This is a genomic window from uncultured Hyphomicrobium sp. (assembly GCF_902826555.1).
Lineage (GTDB): Bacteria > Pseudomonadota > Alphaproteobacteria > Rhizobiales > Hyphomicrobiaceae > Hyphomicrobium_C.
Genome location: NZ_CADEFI010000017.1, coordinates 24238 through 47714 on the forward strand (window position 1 = coordinate 24238; position 23477 = coordinate 47714).

Here is a 23477-nt window from a genome sequence, read left to right on the forward strand (position 1 = left end):
CTGATTATCTGCATGATTCCGTAAAACTACGGAGTGGCCGGATGCCCTCCCGCTGTCGTGCACGCGTCGGCTGATTGCGTGAGCGCCTGCACACCTTTGATGTTGCAAAGAGTGGCGGTCATCTGCGCACCCGACGGAGGCGATACGCTCATGCCCTGCGGCACGCTGGGCTCGACCGGCGGCATCGCCGAGGTCTGTGAGCGGCTCTCTGCGCCCATGACCGCGGACGGCGCCGCGCCGAGGCTTGCTTGACCCGAAGCGGCGAAGGCCGCCGGCTGCAGCTGGACAACTTGGAAGATGGGCATCGCCGCGGGACGGCCAAAGCCACCCGTGGCATCGAGCTGAGCCACGCCGACGACGCCGGTTTGAATGAGTCCGTACTGCGCTTGATAGGGGCCCTGCCCCATGACGCCCGGCGCATGTCCGCCCGACATGCCGGGCGCGCTTTCATAGGCGCCAGGTGCTGCAACTTCTGCAGACGCGCGGCCCAGGTAGCCGATCATCGCAAGGCCCGCGAGCATGATCATGAACGCGTAGGCTGTGGACTTCGTGCTTTCCATGGCTTCCCCTCTGAGCGCGTACCAACGCGCGTCAATCTTCCGCTCAAGGAGAGTCCAAACCTATTCGGTTTATGGATGATTAATTTCTGCGGTTTCTCAATGCACTAATTGCCTATGCTTATACACTATATCATCCTTGCGCCGGCTTACTCGCCGGGGATCAGCGCAGGCTCCGGAGCGGCTTCTTTCCTGGCGGCGGGCCGGACGTGCTCGCGCAGGCGCTGGACGGCCACGTACATCACCGGAATGAAGAAGATGCCGATCACCGACGCGGCCAGCATGCCGGCGAAGACCGGAAGCGCGACCGCGTACATGCTCGCTTCTCCCGGCCCCTTGGCGATCAGCAAAGGAACGAGGGCGGCGATGAAGGCGACGCTCGTCATCATGACGGGGCGGATTCTCTGCCGGGCGCCGGCAATCGCCGCCTCGACGATGGACTTTCCCGCCTGGCGCTGGTCGATGAAGAACTGAGTCATGAGGATGGAGTTCTTCGCTGCCAGCGCAATCAGAACGATGATGCCGATCTCGGTGTAGATCAGGAGGCTCGACTGCGTCACGAACAAGCCGAGCAGTGCGCCGAGCACGGCGATGGTGACGGGCAGCAGCGCCACGAGCGGCATCGACCAACTCTCGTAGAGGCCGACGAGAAGGAAGAAAGCGAAGAGCAGCGCCAGAGAAATGACGAGCGGCGTCTGCGCGGCCGATACTTTTTCTTCGAGTGCCTGGCCGGTCCATTCGAACTTGAAGCCCTTGGGGAGGACTTCGTCGGAGAGCTCCTCCATGGCTTCGATGGCGCGGCTGTCGCCGATATTGGGAGCGGCGGAGCCGCGGACGGTCACGGACGGATAGTTGTTGTAACGCGCCAGCGAACTCGGGCCGACACCGAGCGTCGCCTTGGCGACAAGCGAGATCGGCACCATGTGTCCGTCGCGGTTCTTGACGTGGATGCGCGAGAGATCGTCGAGATCGGCGCGGTGGCCGGCGTCGGCCTGGATCTGCACCGTCCATGTGCGCCCGAACTTGTTGAAGTCCGTGACGTAGCGCCCGCCGAGCATGGACTGCAGCTCGTTGTAGATGTCGCCGGGATCGAGCCCGAGCAGGCGGGCGCGCTCGCGGTCGATCTCGAGGTTGATCTGCGGCACTTGCGCTTCCGCGCCGGAGAACACCTGCGACAGCTCGGGCTTCTTCTGCGCTGCAACGCTGAGTGCGCGTGCAGCGGCCGCAAGATCGGACGGGTTCTGCCCCTCGAGGCCTTCGAGGATGTACTCGAATCCACCGACCGAGCCCGCGCCCGGCAGCGAGGGCGGGTTCAACGCAACGAACGTGCCCTCGGGAAGGGTCGAGAGCGCCATGAACAACCGCATGGCCGTATCGTCGGCTTGGAGCTCGGGGCTCTTGCGCTGCTCATAGGGTTTGAGGCGCACGAACATGATGCCCGAGTTCGACGCGGAGCCGCCGGTCAAAAAGTCGAGACCGACGATGGACAGCGTGCTTTCGACGGCCGGATCCTTCTTGACGATGTCCGTCACTTTGGCCACCGCCGCCTCGGTGCGATTGAGCGAGGCCGCGGGGGGGAGCGTCGAGACGACAAGCAGGTAGCCCTTGTCCTCCTGCGGAAGGAAGCCCTTGGGCGTATCCCAGAAGATGTAGCCGGCGAAGAGGCCGACCATCGCAACCGCGGCGATGCCGGCGATGGAGCGTCCCGCGACCTTTTCGATGACGCCCGCGTAGCGGTCGGACCACCTTTCGATGACAGCCTGCAGCGCGTTGGGCGCGTGCGTTCCGGTTTGCGGCTTCAAGAGCAGCGCACATAGCGCCGGCGTCAACGTCACGGCATTGATGGCCGAGAAGACCATGGCCGCCGAGATGGTGGCGGCGAACTGCTGGAACAGGATGCCCGTGCTGCCCGGCAGGAAAGCGACGGGAACGAACACCGACAGCAGCACCAGCGTCACAGCCACGATAGGGCCGATGATCTGGCCCATCGCCTTGCGCGTGGCATCGGCGGCGGACAGGCCGGGATTCTCCTCCATCTCGCGTTCGACGTTCTCGACGACGATGATCGAGTCGTCGACGACGATGCCGATGGCGAGCACGAGAGCCAGCAGCGAAATCGTGTTCGCCGAGTAGCCGAGCGGCACAAGGATGAGAAAGGCGCCGATGATCGAGACCGGCACAGCGATGAGCGGGATGAGCGACGGGCGCAGGCGACCCAGAAACACGTAGACGACGATGGCGACGAGGATGAACGCCTCGAACAACGTCTCGATAGCGCGGTCGATCATCGCGGAAACGAAGTCCGACGTGTCGTAGATGAAGGCGAAATGCACGCCTTGAGGCAGGCGCGAGCGCATGGCGTCCAGCTTCTCCGCGACCGCATCGGCGACGCTGACGGCGTTGGCGCCGGCCGCAAGATTGATCGCGACGGGTGCTGCCGGCCGACCATCGAACTGGGCGACGGCGTTATAGGAGGCGGCCTTGACCTCGATGCGCGCCACATCCTTGAGCCGCGTCGTCGATCCATTGTCGTGGCTGCGCAAGACGATGTTGCCGAACTCCTCCGGCGTCGAGAGGAGCCCCTTGGACGAGATCGCAAGCTCGAGGCGCTGATCGCTCGACACGATGGGTGCGGCGCCGATGCGTCCGGCCGGAGCCTGGATGTTCTGCGCGCGCACGGCATCGACGATATCGTTGGTCGAGAGATTATAGTCGATGAGCTTCTGCGGATCGATCCAGATGCGCATCGCGTAGTCGCGTGCGCCCATGATCGCCGCCTCGCCGACGCCGGGGATGCGTTTCAAATCGTCGAGAATATTGAGCGTGACGAAGGTGGAGAGGAAGAGCTGATCGTGCTCCGGGTTGTCGGAATAGAACGACATGATCTGGAGCAGGTCCGATGAGCCCGTGCCGACGGTCAGTCCGGCGTTGCGAACCTCCTGCGGCATCCGGCCCAGCACCATGTTCACACGGTTCGAGACGTTCATCGACGCCGTGTCCGGATCGACGCCCTGCTCGAAGGTGATGGACAGCGAGTAGCCGCCGTCGTTGGTGGACGTGGACTGCATGTAGCGCATGCCCGGCACGCCATTGACGGCGTTCTCGATCGGCTGGGCGATGGCTGTGGCGACGGTCGCGGCATCGGCGCCCGGATAGGTCGTGCTCACGTGCACGGTCGGCGGGGCGATGTTCGGATACTGTGCCACGGGGATGCCCACGGCCGCCATTCCACCGGCGAGCGCGATGATGATCGAGATCACCATCGCCAGCCGCGGGCGGTCGATGAAGGCGTTGAAGATCATGGCGTGGGGTTATCCGACGAGTTGCTCACCTGAATCGGCGACGTTTCGGGCGCGACGATCATGCCCGGCTGGGCCTTGAGATGGCCGCTGACGATGACCCGGTCACCTTCCGCGAGCCCCGACTTCACCGTGACCAACGAGCCGCGATAGGTCCCCGTCTCGAAGCGGCGGATCTCGACCTTGTTGCTGGCATCGACGGTCAGGACATAGCTTCCGAGCTGATCGAGCAGCAGCGCCGATTGGGAGATGACGAGCGTCTTGGTTGCGCGCTTGTCCACGAGCGTGACGTCGACAAGCTCCTGGGGCAGAAGCGAGCGCTCGGGGTTGGGAACCGACGCGCGGACCACCACCGTGTTGGTGGCGGCATTGGCCTCGACATCGACGAAGGTGATCTTGCCGGTGTGGGCGTAAGTTTCGCCGCCGCCGAGCCCGAGCTCGACCTCCGCATCGAACGAGCCGTCCTTGCTCCGCGAGAGCCCGACGAGCGCGGGACGCGGGACGGAGAAGGTGACGTAGACGGTGTCCTGCGAGATCAAGGTAGCGAGGGGGGTGCTCGCCTCGTTGACATAGTCGCCGACGGCGTGCGCGGCGCGGCCGACCCGTCCCGAGATGCCGGCGCGGATCTGCGTGTAGTCGAGATTGAGCTTCGCCTGATCGACCTGCGCCTGGTCGTAGTCGACCTTGGCCTTGGCCTGCTCGAGCTGCGATTTGGCGTTGCTTAGGGTGGCGCCCGACGAGACCTGTCGCGAGACCAGCTCCTGGGTTCGGTTGTAGGCGTCGGTGGCGCCGTCGAGAGCGGCGCGCGAGCTTGCGAGATTGGCATTCGCCTGAGCGAGCGCGATTTCATATGGCCGCCGATCGATCTCGAAAAGCAGCTGGTCTTTTTGGACCTCCGCACCTTCCTCAAACTCGCGTTTGGTGATGAGGCCCGCGACGCGGGTCTTCAGCTCGATCTTGTCGACGGCCTCGATGCGGCCGCTGAACGTGGTCGCGCCTTTGAAATCCGTATACTGGACCGTCTCGACCATGACCGCTGGAGGCGGGGGTGCACCGGCACCCTGGGCCGCAACGCGCTGTGTGGCGATCGGCTGCGATGCGGCCACGAGCGTCACGACGCCAAGCGGCAGCATCAGCCGCGCCAGGCCCGGTTTCGAGATGTATCGCGAAGTGACCATGTTCGACCCCTGCCCCATGCGTGGTGTTCGAGCGAGGGTGTTCGATGAGTCTTACGCCGAGCATATGTGAGACGAATACGGAAGGTTTTATCTGAGCGCGGGTGGAAGCCGATTGTATCGGCCTCGCGCGGACGGCCCGGCGGTTGCCAGCTCAAATACTCATGTTGTGTGGAACTGGCATAGAAGTTGCGCCGCAAAGTGCAGGGGTTGGGGACGCAAATTCCGAAATACTCAGTTATCTGCTGGACTTGCTGTGATCCCTGACATTCCGGGTACGCGTTCGCTCACAGTTTTTGGGCAGCCGATGAGTAAGTTTTGGGCGCTCGGGGCTTGGACATGAAGATGGCGTTCTGGAAGAGAGCTGAGGTCGAGGAGCCGCCGCGGAGCATGACCAGCCTGTTTGAAGATCGCACTGCGTCTCCGTCAGCCGAGCAAGCGCCAGCGGGATCCGCCGAGGTTTCGTCGCCGGGTTCGACGCCCGCAAACGGTGCGCCGGCTGCCGTGTCCCACATCGACCAAATGCTGGCCGACGTCTACGGGCGGGCGCTACCCCTCGAAGAGGGCGCGCTTGCGGACTACATCCCCGAGCTGGCGAAGGTTCCGCCCAACTCGTTCGGCGTTGCGCTCGCCACGACGAAAGGCAAAGTTCACAAAATCGGCGATGCGGACTTCGAGTTCACGATCCAGTCGACGTCCAAAGCGCTGACGTACTGCATGGCGCTCGAACTTTGCGGGCGAGACCAGGTCCTGGCCTGCGTCGGCGTAGAGCCGAGCGGCGATCCGTTCAACGCGATCGAGTTCAGCCCCGTTACGCGGCGGCCGTACAATCCGATGGTGAATGCGGGCGCCATCGCCATATCGGGCATGATCCGGGATGCGCTCGGAGCGGAGGTTGCGTTCGAGCGCGTGCTCGAGCGGTTTTCCCAGGCCGCGGGGCGACAACTGAAGCTGAACGAGGACGTCTATCGCTCGGAAGCGCTGACGGGGCACCGCAACCGCGCCATCGCCCATCTGCTGCTCAGCGCCGGCGCTTTGAAAGAGCCGGTCGAGCCGGCGCTCGATCTCTACTTCAAGCAATGCTCGATCATGGTGTCGGCGACCGATCTGGCCATGATCGGCGCGACGGTTGCCAATCTCGGCGTGCATCCGCTTTCGGGCCAGCAGGTGTTCGACATCGATGCCGTGCGCGATACGCAATCCGTCATGTTCTCATGCGGCATGTACGACTTCTCGGGCGGCTGGACGTACGAGGTGGGGATCCCCGCGAAAAGCGGCGTCGGGGGCGGAATTCTCGGCGTGGTGAACCGCCAGCTCGGTGTCGGCAGCTATTCGCCGCGCCTCGATCGCAACGGGAACTCCGTACGCGGAATCGAGACTTTCAAGATCATGTCCAGCGTGCTCGGGCTGCACGCGTTCGACCTGACCAACACGGGATCGGCCTTCGTCAGCTCGTTCTTCCAGGATGGGGGAACGTGAGCTTCGGCTGACCAGCGGCTGACCTTGACGGCCGCACGCCACGTCGCGCTAACACGCCGGCACTAACGGCGACAATGAAACTCCGGGAGGAATGAATGCGGTTGGAACAGGTTGAGCTGCCTGGCGACGTCTTGAAGGTCAAACTCAACGGGGCGCTCGACATCGCGGGGGCGGGCGAAATCGAGACGCCGCTCGGCGCCATCGCCGACAAATACAACAAGGTCATCATCAATTTTGCGGACGTGACGTTTCTGGCCTCGATCGGCATCCGGCTGCTGGTCAAGGCGGCGCGGGCCATCACAAAAAGAAGCGGACGCCTCGTCGTCTACAATCCCACGGACGACGCGCGCAAGGTTCTGCGGTCCACCGGCATCGACAGCATCGTTCCCGTGGTTGCGGACGAAAATTCCGCGATCGCCGAATGCAGTAAGTAAGCTTGCGAGATCAGACCGACAGATGAGCTCGCGAGACCAGATCGGACTCAGTCCCAGCGGCTCGGAGGTCTCGCGGCTCAATGCCTGGTTCGACCATCGGTGCATCGCGAGCGGCATCGAGCGCGACCTTTGTACCGATCTCAAGCTGTGCATCAACGAGGTCATGGCCAATCTGATCAGCTATGGCTTCAAGGATACGCCAGAGCCGTGGACCATCGTGGAGATCGACCTTGCGCCCGGCTGCGCAAGCGCGACCATCACCGACAACGGCGCCTATTTCGACATGCGCGCGTGGCAGGTTCCAAAAGACCGGGATCTCATGATGGGCGAGCCCGGTGGCTTCGGGATTGCGCTTGTCCGGGAGCGCGCTTCGGAGATCGCCTATAGCCGAAACGGCGAATGGAACCAGCTCAGGATCGCCTGCCGCGGAGCGTAAGACGCCGCGGCCTAGCCGTTAAACCGCATGGCGACGCAGGTGATGTCGTCGGACTGATCGGTGCCCTCCGAGAAGCGCACCACCTCGCCGAAGAGCGATTGCACGAGATCGTCGGCACCGCCGTATTCCCGCCGTGTCACGGCCTTCCTGACGCGATCCGCGTTGAAGACACGGCCATCGATGTTGAATGCCTCCGTAATGCCGTCCGTCAGCAAGACCATGGTATCGCCTTGCGCGAGGTCGCGCGTCGCCGTCGGATAGTCGGCGGTGTCAAAGAGGCCGATGGCGGGACCCATGTAGTGGAGCGGCTCGAATGCTCCAGCGCGCGACAACAACAGCGCATCGTCATGCCCCGCGCTCGAAAAGGCCAAGCGACCCGTCTCAAGATCGAGCGTGGCGTAGAATATGGTGACGAACATGCCCTCGGTGTTGTCGCGTGCCAGGATCGCGTTGACCTTCGAGAGGGTGGAGCCCGGCTCCTCTCCCTCGAACGCGACGGTGCGCAGGACCGTTCGAGAGACGCTCATGAAGAGGGCGGCCGGAACGCCCTTGCCGGAGACGTCGCCGACGGCGACGCCGAGGGTCTTATCGTCGATGAGGAAATAGTCGTAGAAATCGCCGCCGATGGACTTGGCGGGCCGCATGACGGCGGATACCTCGAACTTGCCTTCGAGGGGACCGGCCGGACTTTCCTTGGGCAGGAACGTGCGTTGAATCTGGGCGGCGGCTTCCATCTCGCGTGCGATGCGCTGCAGGGCGTCGCGTCCCCGGTTTCGCTCGCTTTCCGTCTCGTAATAGAGATACCCGGTGCCAAAGATGTAGGCGGCGGTGGTGGTCATGATGGGGAACACGGCGTCGAGAAGAACGCCCTGCGAAAAGGCCCAGAGGCTGCCGAAGGCAAACACGCAAACGCTGGCAAAGCCAACGGCTGCCGAGACGCGCGCGCCCCACCGGTAGACCATCAGGCCCAGCAGGAGCGCGGCTGCGACGGTCAGAACGATCTCCATTCCGGTCGCGTAGTCGGGGCGGACGAGAAGGCGATTGGAGAGAAGCTGCTCCAGACCTTGAGCGTTGATCTCGACGCCGGAAATGACCGGATCGAGCGGCGTCGCGCGCAGGTCGAGGAGCCCCGGTGCGCTGGTACCGATGATGGCAATGCGTCCCCGGAGTGCGTCCGGTGGGGTTTTATCCTCGAGGACGTCGGCGGCCGAGATCGTTCGCTTGGGATCGTGCCCGGAAAAGGAGAGCCAGAGCTGACCGTCGCGGTCGGTCGGGATGACGGTCTCGCCAACGGCCACCGTCGTAATGCCGCGATTGCCGGTAAAGCCGCCGTCGCCAGCCGAGCGAATGCGCAGCGTCTTGGCGCCGTTGAAGACGCGCAGTGCCTCCGTGGTGAGGGATGGATAGAGCTTGCCCGACAGTCCGACCACGATCGGAATGCGTCGCAGAATCTGATCGTGATCGGGCAACCAGTTCAAGGCGCCGACGCCGGTGGCTGCGGCTTCGAAGGCGGGGAAGTTGATGGACGCGCCAGGGAATCCCGGCACGAAATCGATGACGTTCTCGCCGATGGTCGCAAAAGACGCCTTGGGCCCCGGCGGGGCGCCTGCTGCTTTCGACGTGCCGATAACACCGAGCACAGAGGCCTGCCGGGCAATCGCATCGGCAAAGACCTGATCCGGAGATTCCGTCTTCCCGAGCCGGTCCAGCGCGGCCTTGACCTCCGGCGATTGGCGGACCGGGGCCGGCAATTGGTCGAGGAGATCGGGTGTCGGCTCGGGAAACACCATGTCGAACACGACGACGCGAACGCCCGACGCAAAAAGCTTGTCCACCAGCCGCGCGAGGAGGTCTCGGCGCCAAGGCCAATTGCCGAACGCCTTGATCGATGGCTCGTCGATATCGATGATCTTCACCGGGTAGTTCGGATCCGGCGTACGGGGCAACGTTTGCTGCAGGATATCGAAGCCCAGCAATCGCAGACGGGCCATGAAGCCCGGATCGACCTGCCGGACGACCACACATGCCGCAACAACGCTCAAAATGATCAACCAATAGGCAGTCCGGATGCTGAGCCAGCGTTCGCGGTGCCGTGCGTGATGCAGCATGTCGATTGAATCGCCCGTGTCCAAATTCCTCCGTTATGATACTTTCTGCTCACGGCGAGTGAAAGGCAACCTTCTGAAAATTGCCATTGGGGGGACACGTGGTGAGTGGCGTGCTGCGTCGGCGGCTGGGTCTCATCTTGATTTCAATTGCGTTGAGCGCATCGGCCGCGGATCGCGCATCGGCCGATGACGGGAAGCCGGAAATCGGCACCGCGGTCGTGATCAAACACGACGTCGTCGCGACGCTGGGCGAGGACAAGCGCGATCTCCAAGAGGGAGGGCGCGTGCATCGCACCGAGCTGCTCGAGACCGGCGACAAAGCCGAAGCGGAACTCAAGCTCGACGATCAAACGAAACTCGCGCTCGGTCCCAATGCGGGTCTCAAGCTCGACGAGTTCGTCATCGGAAAATCGGAAGGCGTCACCAACATCGGCGTGAACTTCCTCAAAGGAACGTTCCGCTTCATCACGGGCGCCGAGAAGAAAGACGCGTACCGCATCGAGACGCCGTCGGCGACGATCGGCGTGCGCGGAACGGTGTTCGACGTCTACGTCGACGGCAAGGGCGATACGCTCGTGCTGCTGCACGAAGGCGAGGTCGATATCTGCACGCGGACCAATTCCTGCCGCCGCCACAACACGGTGGGACGCATCATCCACGCAACAGTCGGCGGTGTGCTGTCGGCGCCGATCAAATTCACGGCGGGTCTCATTCCCGGGCTGGCTGCCGGCACAGCGTTTCCCTTCGTCGGACGCGCGCTCAGCATCGATCCGATCAAACGGACAGCGGGGATCGTCACGCAACCGGTGACCAAGGCCGGCCGCACCGTGGCGAAGGGCGCTCGCAGATTGGGGCGCTCCCTCAGGCGGGCCGTTCCGTTCTAGGGCCGTTCGACGTGACGCCGCCTACGTCGGCTGGAGCTCGCCGAGGACCGTGGGAATGAGCTCGGACACCGTCGGGTGGATCAGAACGGAGCGCTGCAATGTGGTGTAGGGGGCACCGGCATACATCGTCGCCGTGATGCACTGCACGGCCTCGTCGCCTCCGGTGCCAAGTATAGCCGCACCCAAGATTTGGCGGCTATCGGCATCGACGACGATCTTCATCAAACCCAACGTCTCACCTTTTTCCACGGCGCGTCCGACGCGCGACATCGGCCGTTTGCCGACGAGGATCGTGTGCCCAGCGGCGATGGCCTCGCGCTCCGTCATGCCAACGCGACCGAGCGGCGGATCCGTGAAAAGACCGTATGTCGTGATGCGGTCGCTGGCGCGGCGCGGATCGTGGTCGAGAAGGTCTGCGGCCACGATCTCAAAGTCGTTGTAGGCGGTGTGCGTGAAGGCGCCCCGGCCGTTGCAATCGCCGAGAGCCCAAACATTCGGAACGCTGGTTCGCAGGGCATCGTCCGTGCGGATGAAGCCGCGGGCGTCGGTTTCGATGCCGGCTGCGGAGAGGCCAAGATCGTCAGTATTGGGCGTGCGCCCGATGGCAACGAGCACGTGCGTTCCCGCGACTGCGATCCGTCCGGCCGGCGTCTCCAGCGTCGCGAGGATCCCCGTGCCTGACCTGGCAAGGCCCGAGCACGTGGTTCTGAGGTGAATTGCGATCCCCTCGATCTCCAGGATTTCCCTGATGGCCGCCGAGATGTCGTCGTCCTCACGCGCGACGAGGCGGGGGGCCGCCTCGACGACCGTTACCTGGCTGCCGAAGCGACGAAAGATCTGCGCGAATTCGAGACCGATGTAGCTACCGCCGAGCACGATCAAATGGCTGGGCACCTCATCGAGGCTCATCATTGTCTCGTTGGTCAGGTAGCTGACGTCGTCGATGCCGGCAATCGGCGGAACGGTCGCCCTGCCACCGACGTTGATAAAGATGCGATCCGCCGTCAGTCGCGCTCCAGACACGTCGACCTCACGGGGGGACAGGAAGCGCGCATGCCCGCGCATCACCGTGCATCCGGGCATCGATCCGAGCCAATTCTCTATATTTTTCGAGGCGGTATCCGAGACTTTGTCCTTGCGCGCCTTGACGGCCTTCATATCGATACCGATCTGCCCTTCGACGATGACGCCATATGTGGCGGCGCGGCGGGCCAAGTGTGCCGCATAGGCGCTGGCGACCAGGGTCTTCGTCGGCATGCATCCGGTGTTGACGCAGGTGCCGCCGAAACGGGCACGCTCAATGACCGCGATCTTTTGACCGGCCTCAGACAATCGGTTGGCGAGTGCGGGGCCTGCCTGTCCGGTCCCGATGATGATGGCGTCGAAATGCGAGGACACGGCTGCCCTCCTTGGATCAGCAGAGGTCTAAGAAGCGAAATCGCAGTCTTGCTGGCGCAGTTCCAATAGCTTTCGGGCATGGATTCGAGAGCCGACCGATAGCTTTGTCGTGCCGGGATTTTCTGTACCTTTTCAGCGTCTCGCGCGTTGAAGACGTCAATGGTCGAAGAGGAGCCGCCGATGACCCCCAGAGGATCCGCTCTCGCGTCGCAAACCGAAACAACGCCGCCCGCCCTCAGTGCCCGGCTGTTCGAGACCCGGCGTCTCAGCATCGAGCTGACGGACGGCTTGACTCCCGAGGATATGGTCGTCCAGGCCATGGACGATGCCAGTCCGACCAAGTGGCATCTCGCGCACGTGACGTGGTTTTTCGAGACCTTCGTTCTTGCCAAGCATCTCCCGGGCTATCGCGTCTTCGACGAGCGCTTCAACTTCTGCTTCAACTCCTATTACGAGAGCCAGGGCACGCGGCATCCACGGGCGAAACGCGGACTCTTGACGCGTCCCGGCATCTCGGAGGTCTTCTCCTACCGCGCCCATGTGGATGACGCCCTGGCACGCCTGTTCGCCAAGACGGGCGAGCCGGACGGAGACCTGGCGCGCCTCGTCGAAATTGGCATCAACCACGAGCAGCAGCACCAGGAACTGTTCCTGACCGATATCCTCGCATTATTCGCTGCCGGCCCGCTGCGTTCCGCGTACCGCTCCCCGAAACCCGCAACCGTTCGCCGGAGCGACTCCGCTCACTTAAACTGGATCGCGTATGCGGGCGGCATCCATCCGATCGGTCATTCGGGGCCAGGTTTCGCCTGGGACAACGAAGGACCGCGACACGAGACCCTGATCCATCCTTTTGCGCTTGCCGATCGCCTCGTCACCAATGGCGAGTGGCTCGACTTCATCTCGGACGGCGGTTACCGAACGGCAGCCCTGTGGCTCGCCGACGGATGGTCCACCGTGAATCGTGAGAGTTGGCAAGCGCCGCTCTATTGGGAGACCCACGACGGCCAATGGCTCGCCATGTCGCTCGAAGGCCGGCGGCCACCGGATCCCAATGCGCCTGTCTCTCACATCAGCTACTTCGAGGCCGACGCCTTCGCGCGCTGGAGCGGCAAGCGGCTGCCGACCGAATTCGAATGGGAGGTCGCTGCGGCGCCGCTGGCCGTCGCCGGCAACGATCTCGGAACGAGGGCCTTGCGGCCGCTTGCTGCCGAAACACCCGCGCCGGGCGTTCCGCGACAGATGTTCGGCGACGTGTGGGAATGGACGCAGAGCGCCTACCTTCCCTATCCCGGCTATCGACCGCCGGAGGGCGCGATCGGCGAATACAACGGCAAGTTCATGGTGAGCCAGCAGGTGCTGCGGGGCGCATCCTGCGCCACGCCGCGCGGCCACTCGCGGCCGACCTACCGCAATTTCTTCTATCCCCAACAACGCTGGCAGTTCGTCGGCCTGCGTCTCGCATCGGACATCGTGTAATGCTTGCAAATGCCCACGTCTCAGAACTTTCTCGCGACCAGGACGACCTGTTCGCCCATGTGGTGATCGACGGTTTGTCGCGACCGCAGAAGACGCTGCCGTGCCGATATTTCTACGACGCGCGCGGCAGCGATCTATTCGAGCGGATCACCGAGCTCCCCGAATACTATCCGACACGCACCGAGGCCGGCCTGCTGGCTCGGCATGCGCGACAGATGACGGATTCCTTGTCCGACGGCGGCGTTCTCGTCGAGTTCGGTTCCGGCTCGAGCCGGAAAACGGAGCTCTTGCTCGATGAGCTTCCCGAACGCGCGGCGTATATCGCCATCGACGTCTCACCCGATGCGCTGGTCCATGCGCATGCGCGTCTTGCCCGACGCTATCCCAATCTCGACATTCGACCGATCGTCGGCGACTTCTCCGAGCTTTCGCACTTGCCGAGCGCCTTTACGGGACAACCCAAGCTGGGCTTCTTTCCGGGTTCCACGATCGGCAATCTTACGCCAGCCGAAGCCTCGCGCCTGTTGCAGCGTTTCAAATCGCTGCTATCCGGAGACGGACGCCTGATCATCGGCATCGACCTCAAGAAGGACAAGCCGACGTTGGAACGCGCTTATAACGACAGCGCCGGCGTCACGGCCGATTTCAATCTCAATCTGCTGACGCGGATCAACCGCGAGATCGAGCCGGTGTTCGACATCGACCGTTTCGCTCATGTGGCCCGCTACAACGACCGCGAGGGCCGGATCGAGATGCATCTCGTGAGCCGATGCGACCAGAGCTTCGCGGTGCGCGGGCACCGGTTCACGATGCGCACCGGCGAGACCATCCACACCGAGAACTCTTACAAGTACTCCATTGCGCAGTTTCAGGCGCTCGCCCGCTGCTCGGGCTGGAGACCGGTGCGAGTTTGGACGGACGCCAACTCCCTCTTCAGCGTTCACGAGCTGGCCTGACCGCGGCGTGGATGCGGCTTGCCTTCTCGCCGCAAAAGGGGCCGTTCCACGCTCCGATAGAATGGTGCATAGAACGGCCCGGCTCCTACCGCGTCACGTACTGCGCGACAAAGTTCGAGATCCACCCGAACGGCGGGCGGAGTGCAGCGGAGAAATTCCACCGGCTCTGCTCGAAGATGCCCTTGGCGTGGCTCAACGATTTGAACCCCTCTACACCGTGGTAGGCACCCATGCCGCTTGCGCCGACGCCGCCGAACGGCAGGTCCTCCTGGGCGTAGTGCAGCAACGTGTCGTTGATAGTGACATTGCCGGATGTCGTGCGCTCGAGCACTTTGCGCCGGTCCTCTCCGTTTCCGCCGAAGTAGTAGAGTGCGAGCGGCCGCGGAGCAGCATTGATGCGCGCGATCGCCTCGTCGATGTCACGATAGGGGACGATCGGCAGCACCGGCCCGAAAAGCTCCTCGGTGAGGACGCCCATGCCGTCCGTCGCGCCGAGCACGACAGTCGGCGCCAGGGTGTGGGGACGCGAACGCGCCGCTTCGGGATTGTTTCCAACCTCGATGACCTTGGCGCCGCCGGCACGGGCCTCGTCGAGAAGCGTGCGCAACCTGGCGTAATGGCGCCCGTTGATGATGGACGTGAAATCGCCGCTCGCGGGGCCTTCGGGATAGAGTGCGCGCACGGCCTTGTCGTACGCGGCGACGAAGGCTTCCACCTCGTTCTCCGGCACGAGTGCATAATCCGGCGCGACGCAGATCTGGCCGCCGTTCGCGAGCTTGCCGGCAGCGATGCTGGCGGCGGCGCTCTCGATCGAGGAGTCGTTCCCGACCACGGCGGGCGACTTGCCGCCAAGCTCAAGCGTCACCGGCACGAGATTGGCGCTTGCCGCCTTCATGACAGCCTTGCCGACCGGCGTGCTGCCGGTGAAGACGAGGTGGTCGAACGGCAGCGCCGAGAACGCGGCGCCGACCTCTGGCCCACCGGTGACGACAGCCACCTGCTCCTCCGGGAATATTTCGCCCAGCATGGTGGCCAGGAGCGCGCTCGTTGCGGGCGTGAACTCCGACGGCTTGATCATGGCCCGGTTGCCGGCCGCGATCGCGGTTGCGAGCGGCATCAGCGAGAGGCCGACGGTGAAATTCCACGGTGACATGATGCCGACAACGCCCAGGGGCTGATAGACGACGCGCGCGCTGCCCGGGAGGAAGTGCAGGCCGACGTGACGCTTTTCAGGGCGCATCCAGCGACCGACGTTGCGGCGCAGATAGTTGATGCCCTGTACGAGGGGCACGCCCTCGAGAATTGTGCTTTCGCTGACGGAGCGGCCTTCGAAATCGGCGTCGAGGGCCTTCGCGAACTCGGGGAGGCGCGTCCGCACGGCGTTCTTCAGTTTGAGCAGGTCGGCCTTGCGAGAGGCGAGCGTGGGTGCGCCGTCGCGCAGGAACGCGGCGCGTTGACGAGCCAGAATGTCGGACAGGTTTGTGGTGACCGCATCGGCCGGGATGATGACGTGGGCGTTCATGGTAGATCTCCAATGTTGACAATGGTAACTTTTGGGTGTGAAAAATAGACGGAGGTCGTGAGCTGCTAGGCGAGTGCGAGTGCCGTGAGCCAGATGGAGCCGAGCGCGATGATCGCGCCCGCCGTGCCGACAAGCAGCACGTATGGGAAGCTCTGATCGACGTGCTGCACGATGACGGGGCGTTTCATGCTTCCGGCGGAGGTAACGACGGGGGTGTTCATGGCTGATCTCCAATGTTGACAGCGGAAACTTGTGGAGCTTATATAGCCACGCATGTTGACACTGTCAACACATGTTTTCGATGTCTACATTTGGGGTTGAAAATGCAGGAAAAAAGCCCGCGCCCGTATCACCATGGCGATCTGAAGCGCGTCGTGATCGAGACCGCACAGGCTATGCTGCAAGAGGAAAAGGGTTGGCAGTTCACGCTGCGCGAGGTGGCGCGGCGGGCGGGCGTCAGCCATGCGGCGCCCTACAAGCACTTTCCGGACAAGAGCGCTCTTCTGGCGGAGCTGGCGACGCTTGGGTTCGACCAACTTCACCGGGAAGTGGACGGCACGTCAGGACGTCACGCTCGCGCGTCACGGACCGAGTTCGTGGCTGCGGCCAAGGCTTACATCCAATTCGGAACCGCCAATCCATCTCTCTACAGGCTGATGTTCAGCGCGGATGTGGACAAGAAAGCGTTTCGAACACTGGACGAGGCAGCCGCCGGCGCATTCGCGGTGCTGACCGGCATTCTGGAGCGCGGCCAGGACAGCGGCGCGCTCAAGAAACAACCTGTACGCGCTCAGGCCGCGGCCACCTGGGCACTCCTGCACGGGTTCACGCTGCTCGCGATCGATGGGCAGCTTTTGCCGGACAAGGTCGGCGCGAAGCCGATCGATGCGGTGCTCACATCGCTCCTCGAAGGGCTCGCATCCTGACGAAGAGACGCCGGGCTCAAGGCCGTTCTGGCCACAGCAGCCGCGTACGGACTCGACCTGAAATCGCCTGAAGCTCTTTATTTTGTTCGAGAGTGGCGCACCCGACAGGATTCGAACCTGTGACCTCTGCCTTCGGAGGGCAGCACTCTATCCAGCTGAGCTACGGGTGCAGTCTTTTCCGTTGCGGCGCCTCGAAGCGCCGGGACGCCCCTGATAGCGCATTCCGGGATCTGGGGCAAACACCTCCCGCCGCGACTTTCCGCAGCCTTCCCAGGGCCTACCCGGCGTCGGCCGTCCGCCCGCTGCCGCCGGCTTAGCCCATCATCTTGCTCTTGGCGCAAAGAGCCCGCACAGTCGGGACGTTTTATCGCTATTCATTTTCAGGAAAGGTGCCCGATGGACGCGTTCAGCGCGAAGTCCACGGTCGTTGTCTTGGTGCTGGTGATGCTTGCCGTGGCGCTCGGCGCAGGCCGGGCTCATGCCGAGGACGATATCGCGGCTCTCAAAAGCCAGTATGAAAAGCTCTATGAACAGGGCCGGTATGCCGACGCGGTGCCGCTCGCAACGCGGGCGCTGGCGCTCACGGAAGCGAAATTCGGCTCAGAGCACGAAAAGGTCGCCGAGGCTTTGAACGATCTCGGGATCCTCTACTTCAAAGCCGGCATCTATGCGGAAGCCGAGTCCTACGGCAAGCGTGCCGTCGATCTCTATCTGCGCACACTCGGCGATCACCACGCGAATACCGCGGATGCCATCCTCAATCTCGGCATGATCGCCCGGGAGCGGGGCCAGTTCGTGGAGGCCGAAAGAGAGTACCAGCGCGCCATCGCAATGCACGAGAAGGCAAATGGCCCCGATAGCCCGAACCTGGGCCGCGCTTTCGCGGCTCTTGCCGAACTCTATTCCGCGCAGGGGCGCTACGCGGATTCGGTGCAACTCTTCAAGCGGGGGCTCGCCATCGACGAGAAGGTGCTCGGGCCCGAGCATCCCACCGTCGGCATCGCGTTCAACAACCTCGGCACGCTCTACAAGCAGCAGGGACGCCTCGCCGAGGCGGAGCCACTCCTTCGCCGCAGCATCGATATTCAGGAAAAGGCACTCGGGCCCGACCATCCGAGTGTTGCCGTCGCCATCAATAACCTTGCCGAAATCGCACGTGCGCAGGGGCGATTCGTCGAGGCGGAGCAGCTCTACAAGCGTGCGCTCAGAATCCGGGAATCCACGCTGGGGCCGGAGCATCCCGACGTCGCTACGGCGCTCAACGACCTCGCCGTACTCTACAAGACGCTCGAGCGCTTTGCGGAGGCCGAGGCTCTCTACGAACGCGCGCTGGCGATCTACCGCAAGACCTTGGGACCGGAGCATCCCTCCGTGGCCAATGTCTTGAACAGCCTGGCGCAGCTCGACAACAGCCGGTTGGACGGTCAAAAACACGGCAAAAAGGATTTGGAAGCGCTCTACAAACAAGCGCTCGAAATTCGCGAGAAAGCATTGGGACCCGATCACCCGGACGTCTCGCAGTCGCTCAACAATCTGGCTGTGACCTATGCCGCGGACGGGCGCCTGGATGAGGCCGAGACGCTCTATCGCCGCAGCATCGCGATCGTCGAAAAAACCGTCGGCAAAGATCATCCCGACTACGCAAACCGGCTCAATAATCTTGCGTTCGTCTACAGCGAGCGCGGGCAGCTTGCCGAGGCCGCGAAGCTCTATGAGGAGAGCCTGGCGATCACCGAGAGACTCCTGGGCGCGGATCACCCCGATGTGGCGTCCCGGCTGCACAATCTCGCTGCCGTCTATTTCAAGCAGGGCGACGCAAAGAAAGCCGCCGACACGTGGCGGCGCAGCACCGGGCTCCTGATCGCGCGCGCGCGCCGTGGGGGCGAGGGTGGCGACAACGGACCGGATCTCTCGGCGGAAACCGAAACCGAGGCGCAGCGCTCCGGCTACCAGTTCTGGGCTCTCGTGAAGTCGGTCTACCGCAGCAGCGAGCCGACGGATCCGGCCGTCATCAACGAAATGTTCGAAGCGGTACAGTGGGCGAAAGCTTCGGATGCCGGAAGCTCGATCTCGAAAATGGCAGTGCGCGGATCGGCCGTGGACGGCGCGCTCGCCGCGCTGGTGCGCGAGAAGCAGGACCTCGTTTCTGAGTGGAAGGCGCGCGACAAGCAATCGACGGCGAGCGCCAGCACGGCTCCCGAGGCCCGGGACACGGCTACGGAAACCGCCAACCGCAAACGTCTTACCGAGATCGAAGCCCGTATTGGCGAGATCGATCAGCGGCTGGCAAAGGAGTTTCCGGATTACGCGGCGCTTGCGAGCCCGGCGCCGGTTTCCATTGCCGACGTACAGCGGCTTTTGCGCGACGACGAGGCGCTCGTCTTGATCTACGACACCATGAACCTCGACGACATTCCCGAGGAAACGTTCGTCTGGGCGGTAACGAAAAACAACGTGAAGTGGGTGAGAAGCGACACCGGGGCCCGCGAGATCAAAGGGGAGGTCGGGTCGTTGCGCTGCGAGCTCGATCCGCCGTCGTACACTCAAGGGACCAAGTCGACGTGCCTCATGTTCTACGCCACGAATTACGCCGAGGCCGCCAAAGCCGGCAAGCCGCCGCCGTTCAGCGTGCATAGGGCCCACCGGCTCTACAAAGGCTTGCTCGGCGGGGTCGAGGACGTGATCCGCAACGCGGACGGCTCGGGCAAGCATCTGCTCGTCGTCGCACACGGCGCTTTGCAACAGCTTCCACTGCACGTCCTCGTCACCGAGGAAGCCTCGGAAAATGCGCCGACGCCCTGGCTGATGCGCCGGCATGCGATCACGACGCTGCCGTCGGTCGGCTCCCTAGCCGCGCTTCGAACGACCGCGCACACCGCAATACGGGCACGCAAATCCTATGTCGCTTTCGCAAATCCGCTGCTTCTGGGCAGGGCCGGCTCAGCAGTGGACAAGACGCGCGCGACACTGGCGGAAGCTAAAAGCGACTGCGCCAAGGTGGCGGCGCTCAGCGAGATCGCAGCCATGCAGGCGGAGTTTGCCGCCGACACGGCCGGTCTGGCGACTCTCCTCGGCGGTGTCGCCGATACGACGGAGCTGCGACGGTTCGCGCCCGTTCCGCAGACGGCGGACCTCGCGTGCTCGGTGGCTGAAAAGCTGGGTGCCACCGAGGAGGATGTCTACCTCGGCGCGCGTGCGACCGAGACGAACCTCAAAGCGATCAACGCGTCGGGCGCTCTCGCCACCTATGCCGTCGTCAACTTTGCGACCCATGGAACGGTCGGGGGCGGAATCAAGCTCGGCGCCGAACCGGGCCTCGTGCTGACTCCGCCCGCCGAGGGAAGCGAAGCCGATGACGGTTATCTCTCCGCCTCCGAGGTTGCGGCCCTCAAGCTCGACGCGGATTGGGTGACGCTTTCGGCCTGCAACACGGCCGCGGGCGATACCAAGACAGCCGAAGCGCTGTCCGGGCTGGCGCAGGCGTTCTTCTTTGCCGGCGCGCGGTCATTGCTGGTGTCGCATTGGTCGGTGCGCGAAGAAGCGGCCGTTTCGCTCGTCACCAATACGCTCGCGACAGCCGCAGCCGCGGACAAATCGCTCGGCCGGGCGGAAGCGCTGCGCCGGGCCATGGTGGCGCTCGCAGATTCGAGCCGACCCGAGATCGCGCATCCCAGCTATTGGGCGCCTTTCGTGGTGGTCGGCGAGGGCGGCGCGGCAAACTGATTGGGGCGCGGGAACCACAGGTTTTCGACCTTCGCAACACTCGGGGGCTGACCTGGCGGTCCGGCTTCCCTATATTGCGCGGCCATGAGCGAACCCTCCTCGAAAATGACGTCGCGACCCGCCCCGCAATGCTCCGTTCCCGAGGGCGAGCCGGTGCCGATCGTCAAAGGCAGCCACGTCTATCTCGTCGATGGATCGGGCTATATCTTCCGCGCCTTCCACGCGCTCCCGCCGCTGACACGGCCGTCGGACGGCCTTCCCGTCGGGGCCGTGCACGGCTTCTGCGCCATGCTTTGGAAGCTCCTCATTGAAACCAAGGCTTCCGAGGCGCCGACGCACCTCGCCGTCGTCTTCGACGCATCCGAAAAAACGTTTCGCAACGAGATCTACCAGGATTACAAGGCGCACCGGCCACCGGCGCCGGAAGAGCTCGTGCCGCAGTTTCCGCTGATCCGGGATGCCGTGCGCGCATTCAACGTGGCGTGCCTCGAGCAGTTGGGCTACGAGGCCGACGACCTGATCGCGACCTATGCCAAGCATGTGGTCGATCAGGGCGGCGATGTCACCATCGTCTCGTCCGACAAGGACCTGATGCAGCTCGTGCGCCCGGGTGTCGTCATGTGGGACGGCATGAAGAACAAGAAGATCGGCCGCGACGAGGTGTTCGAGAAGTTCGGCGTCGCACCGGAAAAGGTGATCGACGTGCAGGCGCTCGCCGGCGACTCGACCGACAACGTGCCGGGCGTGCCGGGCATCGGCATCAAGACGGCGGCGGAGCTGATCACGGAGTATGGCGATCTCGATTCGCTGCTGGCGGCGGCGGGAGCAATCAAACAGCCGAAGCGACGCGAGAAGCTGATCCAGTTCGCCGACCAGGCGCGCATCTCGCGCGATCTCGTCACGCTCAAGGACGACGTGCCGGTCGAGATCCCGGCCGACGCGTTCGGGGTGCAGGATCCGCAAGCCGACACGCTGCTCGGCTTCCTGCGCAAGATGGAATTCACGACGCTGACCAAGCGCATCTCGGAAAAGCTGGGCGTGGAGGCACCGTCGGGGCCGCCTCCGTCCTCGGAAAGGCTGCCGGAGCGCACGTCTGCGCCTGTCGCTTTCGGGTCGTCTGCGGCACCTGAGGCCCAAGCGAACGCCGATACGCACGGCCCAGGCACGCCTGCGGCTGGTGCAGCTATACTCGCGGCGAAGACCGCGAGCGCGCCGTTCGACCGCACGGCCTATGAGACCGTCATCACCCTCGAGCGGCTTCAGTGGTGGATCGCGGCGGCGCGCGAGGCCGGGCGTTTCGCGTTCGACACCGAGACCACGTCGCTCGACTGCATGACGTGCGATCTCGTGGGCTTCTCGCTCGCCATACAGCCTGGGAAAGCCTGCTACGTGCCGATGGGGCACCGACCGCCGGACGGCGGCTTCGACTTCGGCGACGGCACGGGGCTGCCGCAGGCGCCGCTGCGCGAGACGCTGGCGCTCATGAAGCCACTGCTGGAAGACGGCTCGCTCGTGAAAATCGGCCACAACATCAAGTTCGACGCGCTGGTGCTCGAGCGCTACGGGATCAGGATCGCGCCGATCGACGACACGCTGCTCATCTCCTACGTGCTCGACGGCGGGCGATGGGCGCATGGCATGGATGCCCTCTCCGAGCGCCACCTGGGTCATCTGCCCATTCCGTTCGAGCGCGTGCTGGAGCTGGCGCCCGGAAAGAAGGGCGAGAAGAACTTCGCTCAAGTCCCGATCGAGAAAGCCGCCGAGTATGCCGCCGAGGACGCGGACGTGACGCTGCGGCTCTGGATGAAGCTCAAGCCGCGGCTCGTGGCGGAGCGGCTCAGCACGGTCTACGAGACGCTCGAACGGCCGCTGCTGCCGGTGATCGTCGGCATGGAGCATGCCGGCATCCTGGTCGACAAGAGCGTGCTGGCGAAGCTGTCCTCGACGTTCGCGCAGTCGCTGACGCGGCTCGAAGAAGAGATCAACGGGCTTGTCGGGCACAAGTTCAACCTCGGCTCGCCGAAGCAGCTCGGCGAGCTCTTGTTCGACCGGCTGCAGCTCCCCGGTGGCAAGCGCACCAAGAGCGGGCAGTGGGAGACACGCGCGGGCCTGCTGGACGATCTCGCGGCCAACGAGGACGTTCCGGAAAGCGCGCGCGGACTGATCAACAAAATGCTCGAATGGCGGCAACTCTCAAAGCTGCTCTCGACCTACACGGATGCGCTGCCGGCGTTCATCCATGGCGAGACGGGGCGCATCCATACGAGCTATGCGCTCGCCTCGACGACGACCGGGCGGCTGGCGTCCTACGATCCCAACCTGCAGAACATCCCGATCCGCACCAAGGAGGGGCGCGCGATCCGCACCGCCTTCATTGCCGACAAGGGGAACGTGCTAGTCTCGGCGGACTACTCCCAGATCGAGCTGCGCGTGCTGGCGCACATCGCCGACATCCCGCAACTCAAGAAAGCCTTCGCGGACGGGCTCGACATCCATGCCATGACGGCCTCCGAAATGTTCGGCGTGCCGGTGCGCGACATGCCGCCCGACGTGCGGCGGCGGGCGAAGGCGATCAACTTCGGCATCATCTACGGCATCTCGGCCTTCGGGCTCGCCAATCAGCTCGGCATCTCACGCGAGGAGGCGGGCGCGTATATCAAGACCTACTTCGAGCGCTTCCCGGGCATCCGCGACTATATGGAGACGACCAAGAAGGGCGCGCACGACAAGGGCTACGTGGAGACGATCTTCGGCCGGCGCATCCATTACCCTGAGATCAACACCAAGAACCCCGGCGTGCGCGGCAACCTGGAGCGGGCGGCGATCAACGCGCCGATCCAGGGCAGTGCGGCGGACATCCTGCGTCGCGCCATGGTGCGCATGGGGCCGGCGCTCGCGGACGCCAAGCTCGAGGCGGCGCGCATGCTCTTACAGGTGCACGACGAGCTCGTGTTCGAGGTGCCGAAGGGCGAGGCCGAGGCGCTAATCAAAGTTGCGAAGGCCGTGATGGAAGGCGCCGCGGCGCCGGCCGTGCAACTCGCGGTGCCGATCCACGTCGACGCCAAGGCAGCGGCCAACTGGGAAGCGGCGCATTAGGCAAG

General features: G+C 64.0%; 16 protein-coding genes and 1 tRNA gene. 9 read left to right on the forward strand and 8 right to left on the reverse strand.

Translation table 11 applies throughout. The features are described 5' to 3' along the window. Window positions 1–26: 26 nt before the first annotated feature. The 3 genes from QZV93_RS09280 to QZV93_RS09290 all read right to left on the reverse strand — a co-directional run bounded on the left by QZV93_RS09280 (window position 27) and on the right by QZV93_RS09290 (window position 5034). Complete coding sequence (locus QZV93_RS09280) at window positions 27–560, reverse strand: hypothetical protein (protein ID WP_295557855.1); 534 nt, start codon at window positions 558–560, stop codon at window positions 27–29. A 146-nt stretch (window positions 561–706) separates the two neighbouring features. Further along, the gene (locus QZV93_RS09285; protein ID WP_295557857.1) at window positions 707–3859 is read right to left on the reverse strand and encodes an efflux RND transporter permease subunit; all 3153 of its coding nucleotides are present in this window, start codon (window positions 3857–3859) and stop codon (window positions 707–709) included. Further along, the gene (locus QZV93_RS09290; RefSeq protein ID WP_295557860.1) at window positions 3856–5034 is read right to left on the reverse strand and encodes an efflux RND transporter periplasmic adaptor subunit; all 1179 of its coding nucleotides are present in this window, start codon (window positions 5032–5034) and stop codon (window positions 3856–3858) included. Before QZV93_RS09290 ends, QZV93_RS09285 begins: the two co-directional genes overlap by 4 nt. Before the next feature lie 342 nt (window positions 5035–5376). Here QZV93_RS09290 and glsA point away from each other — a divergent pair, with 342 nt between their 5' ends. The 3 genes from glsA (at window position 5377) to QZV93_RS09305 (ending at window position 7380) form a co-directional block, all read left to right on the forward strand. Continuing rightward, on the forward strand, window positions 5377–6510 hold the full coding sequence (gene glsA / locus QZV93_RS09295; RefSeq protein ID WP_295557861.1) for a glutaminase A: 1134 nt from the start codon (window positions 5377–5379) through the stop codon (window positions 6508–6510). A gap of 95 nt (window positions 6511–6605) precedes the next feature. Continuing rightward, entirely contained in the window at window positions 6606–6944 is a 339-nt protein-coding gene (locus QZV93_RS09300; protein WP_295557863.1) for an STAS domain-containing protein, read from the forward strand. A 22-nt stretch (window positions 6945–6966) separates the two neighbouring features. Beyond that, window positions 6967–7380 carry an ATP-binding protein gene (locus tag QZV93_RS09305; RefSeq protein WP_295557864.1) on the forward strand — a complete coding sequence of 138 codons (414 nt, stop codon included), beginning with the start codon at window positions 6967–6969 and terminating at the stop codon, window positions 7378–7380. Window positions 7381–7391: 11 nt separating this feature from the next. Here the strand turns inward: QZV93_RS09305 and QZV93_RS09310 are convergent, their stop codons facing one another. Further along, a complete protein-coding gene (locus tag QZV93_RS09310) occupies window positions 7392–9488 on the reverse strand; it encodes a CHASE2 domain-containing protein (protein ID WP_295557866.1) in 2097 nt (698 codons plus the stop codon). A gap of 218 nt (window positions 9489–9706) precedes the next feature. On the opposite strand from QZV93_RS09310, the gene QZV93_RS09315 reads away from it, so the two are divergent. After that, window positions 9707–10372 carry a FecR domain-containing protein gene (locus tag QZV93_RS09315; protein ID WP_295557868.1) on the forward strand — a complete coding sequence of 222 codons (666 nt, stop codon included), beginning with the start codon at window positions 9707–9709 and terminating at the stop codon, window positions 10370–10372. A 21-nt stretch (window positions 10373–10393) separates the two neighbouring features. On the opposite strand, the gene QZV93_RS09320 is transcribed toward QZV93_RS09315, so the two are convergent. Further along, window positions 10394–11770 carry an FAD-containing oxidoreductase gene (locus QZV93_RS09320; protein ID WP_295557869.1) on the reverse strand — a complete coding sequence of 459 codons (1377 nt, stop codon included), beginning with the start codon at window positions 11768–11770 and terminating at the stop codon, window positions 10394–10396. A gap of 180 nt (window positions 11771–11950) precedes the next feature. Between QZV93_RS09320 and egtB the strand changes: the two genes are divergently transcribed. Continuing rightward, entirely contained in the window at window positions 11951–13249 is a 1299-nt protein-coding gene (gene egtB / locus QZV93_RS09325) for an ergothioneine biosynthesis protein EgtB (RefSeq protein WP_295557871.1), read from the forward strand. Next, on the forward strand, window positions 13249–14205 hold the full coding sequence (gene egtD / locus QZV93_RS09330) for an L-histidine N(alpha)-methyltransferase (protein ID WP_295557873.1): 957 nt from the start codon (window positions 13249–13251) through the stop codon (window positions 14203–14205). Before egtB ends, egtD begins: the two co-directional genes overlap by 1 nt. A gap of 85 nt (window positions 14206–14290) precedes the next feature. Here the strand turns inward: egtD and QZV93_RS09335 are convergent, their stop codons facing one another. Both QZV93_RS09335 and QZV93_RS09340 read right to left on the reverse strand, forming a co-directional pair. Next, window positions 14291–15727: a coniferyl aldehyde dehydrogenase gene (locus QZV93_RS09335; RefSeq protein WP_295557875.1), complete on the reverse strand. Its 1437-nt coding sequence runs from the start codon at window positions 15725–15727 to the stop codon at window positions 14291–14293. 65 nt (window positions 15728–15792) lie between these two features. Further along, window positions 15793–15948, reverse strand: a complete 156-nt coding sequence (locus QZV93_RS09340) for a hypothetical protein (protein WP_295557877.1) — start codon at window positions 15946–15948, stop codon at window positions 15793–15795. Window positions 15949–16050: 102 nt separating this feature from the next. Here QZV93_RS09340 and QZV93_RS09345 point away from each other — a divergent pair, with 102 nt between their 5' ends. Then, the gene (locus tag QZV93_RS09345) at window positions 16051–16653 is read left to right on the forward strand and encodes a TetR/AcrR family transcriptional regulator (RefSeq protein ID WP_295557878.1); all 603 of its coding nucleotides are present in this window, start codon (window positions 16051–16053) and stop codon (window positions 16651–16653) included. A gap of 93 nt (window positions 16654–16746) precedes the next feature. Here the strand turns inward: QZV93_RS09345 and QZV93_RS09350 are convergent. Further along, a tRNA-Arg gene (locus tag QZV93_RS09350) sits at window positions 16747–16823 on the reverse strand. Between the two features lie 226 nt (window positions 16824–17049). On the opposite strand from QZV93_RS09350, the gene QZV93_RS09355 reads away from it, so the two are divergent. Continuing rightward, window positions 17050–20376 carry a CHAT domain-containing protein gene (locus QZV93_RS09355; protein WP_295557880.1) on the forward strand — a complete coding sequence of 1109 codons (3327 nt, stop codon included), beginning with the start codon at window positions 17050–17052 and terminating at the stop codon, window positions 20374–20376. A gap of 105 nt (window positions 20377–20481) precedes the next feature. Further along, window positions 20482–23472: a DNA polymerase I gene (polA, locus tag QZV93_RS09360; RefSeq protein WP_295557882.1), complete on the forward strand. Its 2991-nt coding sequence runs from the start codon at window positions 20482–20484 to the stop codon at window positions 23470–23472. Window positions 23473–23477: the final 5 nt, after the last annotated feature.

Bases quoted from the DNA above. Each gene is read 5' to 3' on its own strand.
- QZV93_RS09280 (WP_295557855.1), bottom strand. From the start codon at position 560: ATGGAAAGCACGAAGTCCACAGCCTACGCGTTCATGATCATGCTCGCG.
- QZV93_RS09285 (WP_295557857.1), bottom strand. From the start codon at position 3,859: ATGATCTTCAACGCCTTCATCGACCGCCCGCGGCTGGCGATGGTGATC.
- QZV93_RS09290 (WP_295557860.1), bottom strand. From the start codon at position 5,034: ATGGTCACTTCGCGATACATCTCGAAACCGGGCCTGGCGCGGCTGATG.
- glsA (WP_295557861.1), top strand. From the start codon at position 5,377: ATGGCGTTCTGGAAGAGAGCTGAGGTCGAGGAGCCGCCGCGGAGCATG.
- QZV93_RS09300 (WP_295557863.1), top strand. From the start codon at position 6,606: ATGCGGTTGGAACAGGTTGAGCTGCCTGGCGACGTCTTGAAGGTCAAA.
- QZV93_RS09305 (WP_295557864.1), top strand. From the start codon at position 6,967: ATGAGCTCGCGAGACCAGATCGGACTCAGTCCCAGCGGCTCGGAGGTC.
- QZV93_RS09310 (WP_295557866.1), bottom strand. From the start codon at position 9,488: ATGCTGCATCACGCACGGCACCGCGAACGCTGGCTCAGCATCCGGACT.
- egtB (WP_295557871.1), top strand. From the start codon at position 11,951: ATGACCCCCAGAGGATCCGCTCTCGCGTCGCAAACCGAAACAACGCCG.
- egtD (WP_295557873.1), top strand. From the start codon at position 13,249: ATGCTTGCAAATGCCCACGTCTCAGAACTTTCTCGCGACCAGGACGAC.
- QZV93_RS09335 (WP_295557875.1), bottom strand. From the start codon at position 15,727: ATGAACGCCCACGTCATCATCCCGGCCGATGCGGTCACCACAAACCTG.
- QZV93_RS09340 (WP_295557877.1), bottom strand. From the start codon at position 15,948: ATGAACACCCCCGTCGTTACCTCCGCCGGAAGCATGAAACGCCCCGTC.
- QZV93_RS09345 (WP_295557878.1), top strand. From the start codon at position 16,051: ATGCAGGAAAAAAGCCCGCGCCCGTATCACCATGGCGATCTGAAGCGC.
- QZV93_RS09355 (WP_295557880.1), top strand. From the start codon at position 17,050: ATGGACGCGTTCAGCGCGAAGTCCACGGTCGTTGTCTTGGTGCTGGTG.
- polA (WP_295557882.1), top strand. From the start codon at position 20,482: ATGACGTCGCGACCCGCCCCGCAATGCTCCGTTCCCGAGGGCGAGCCG.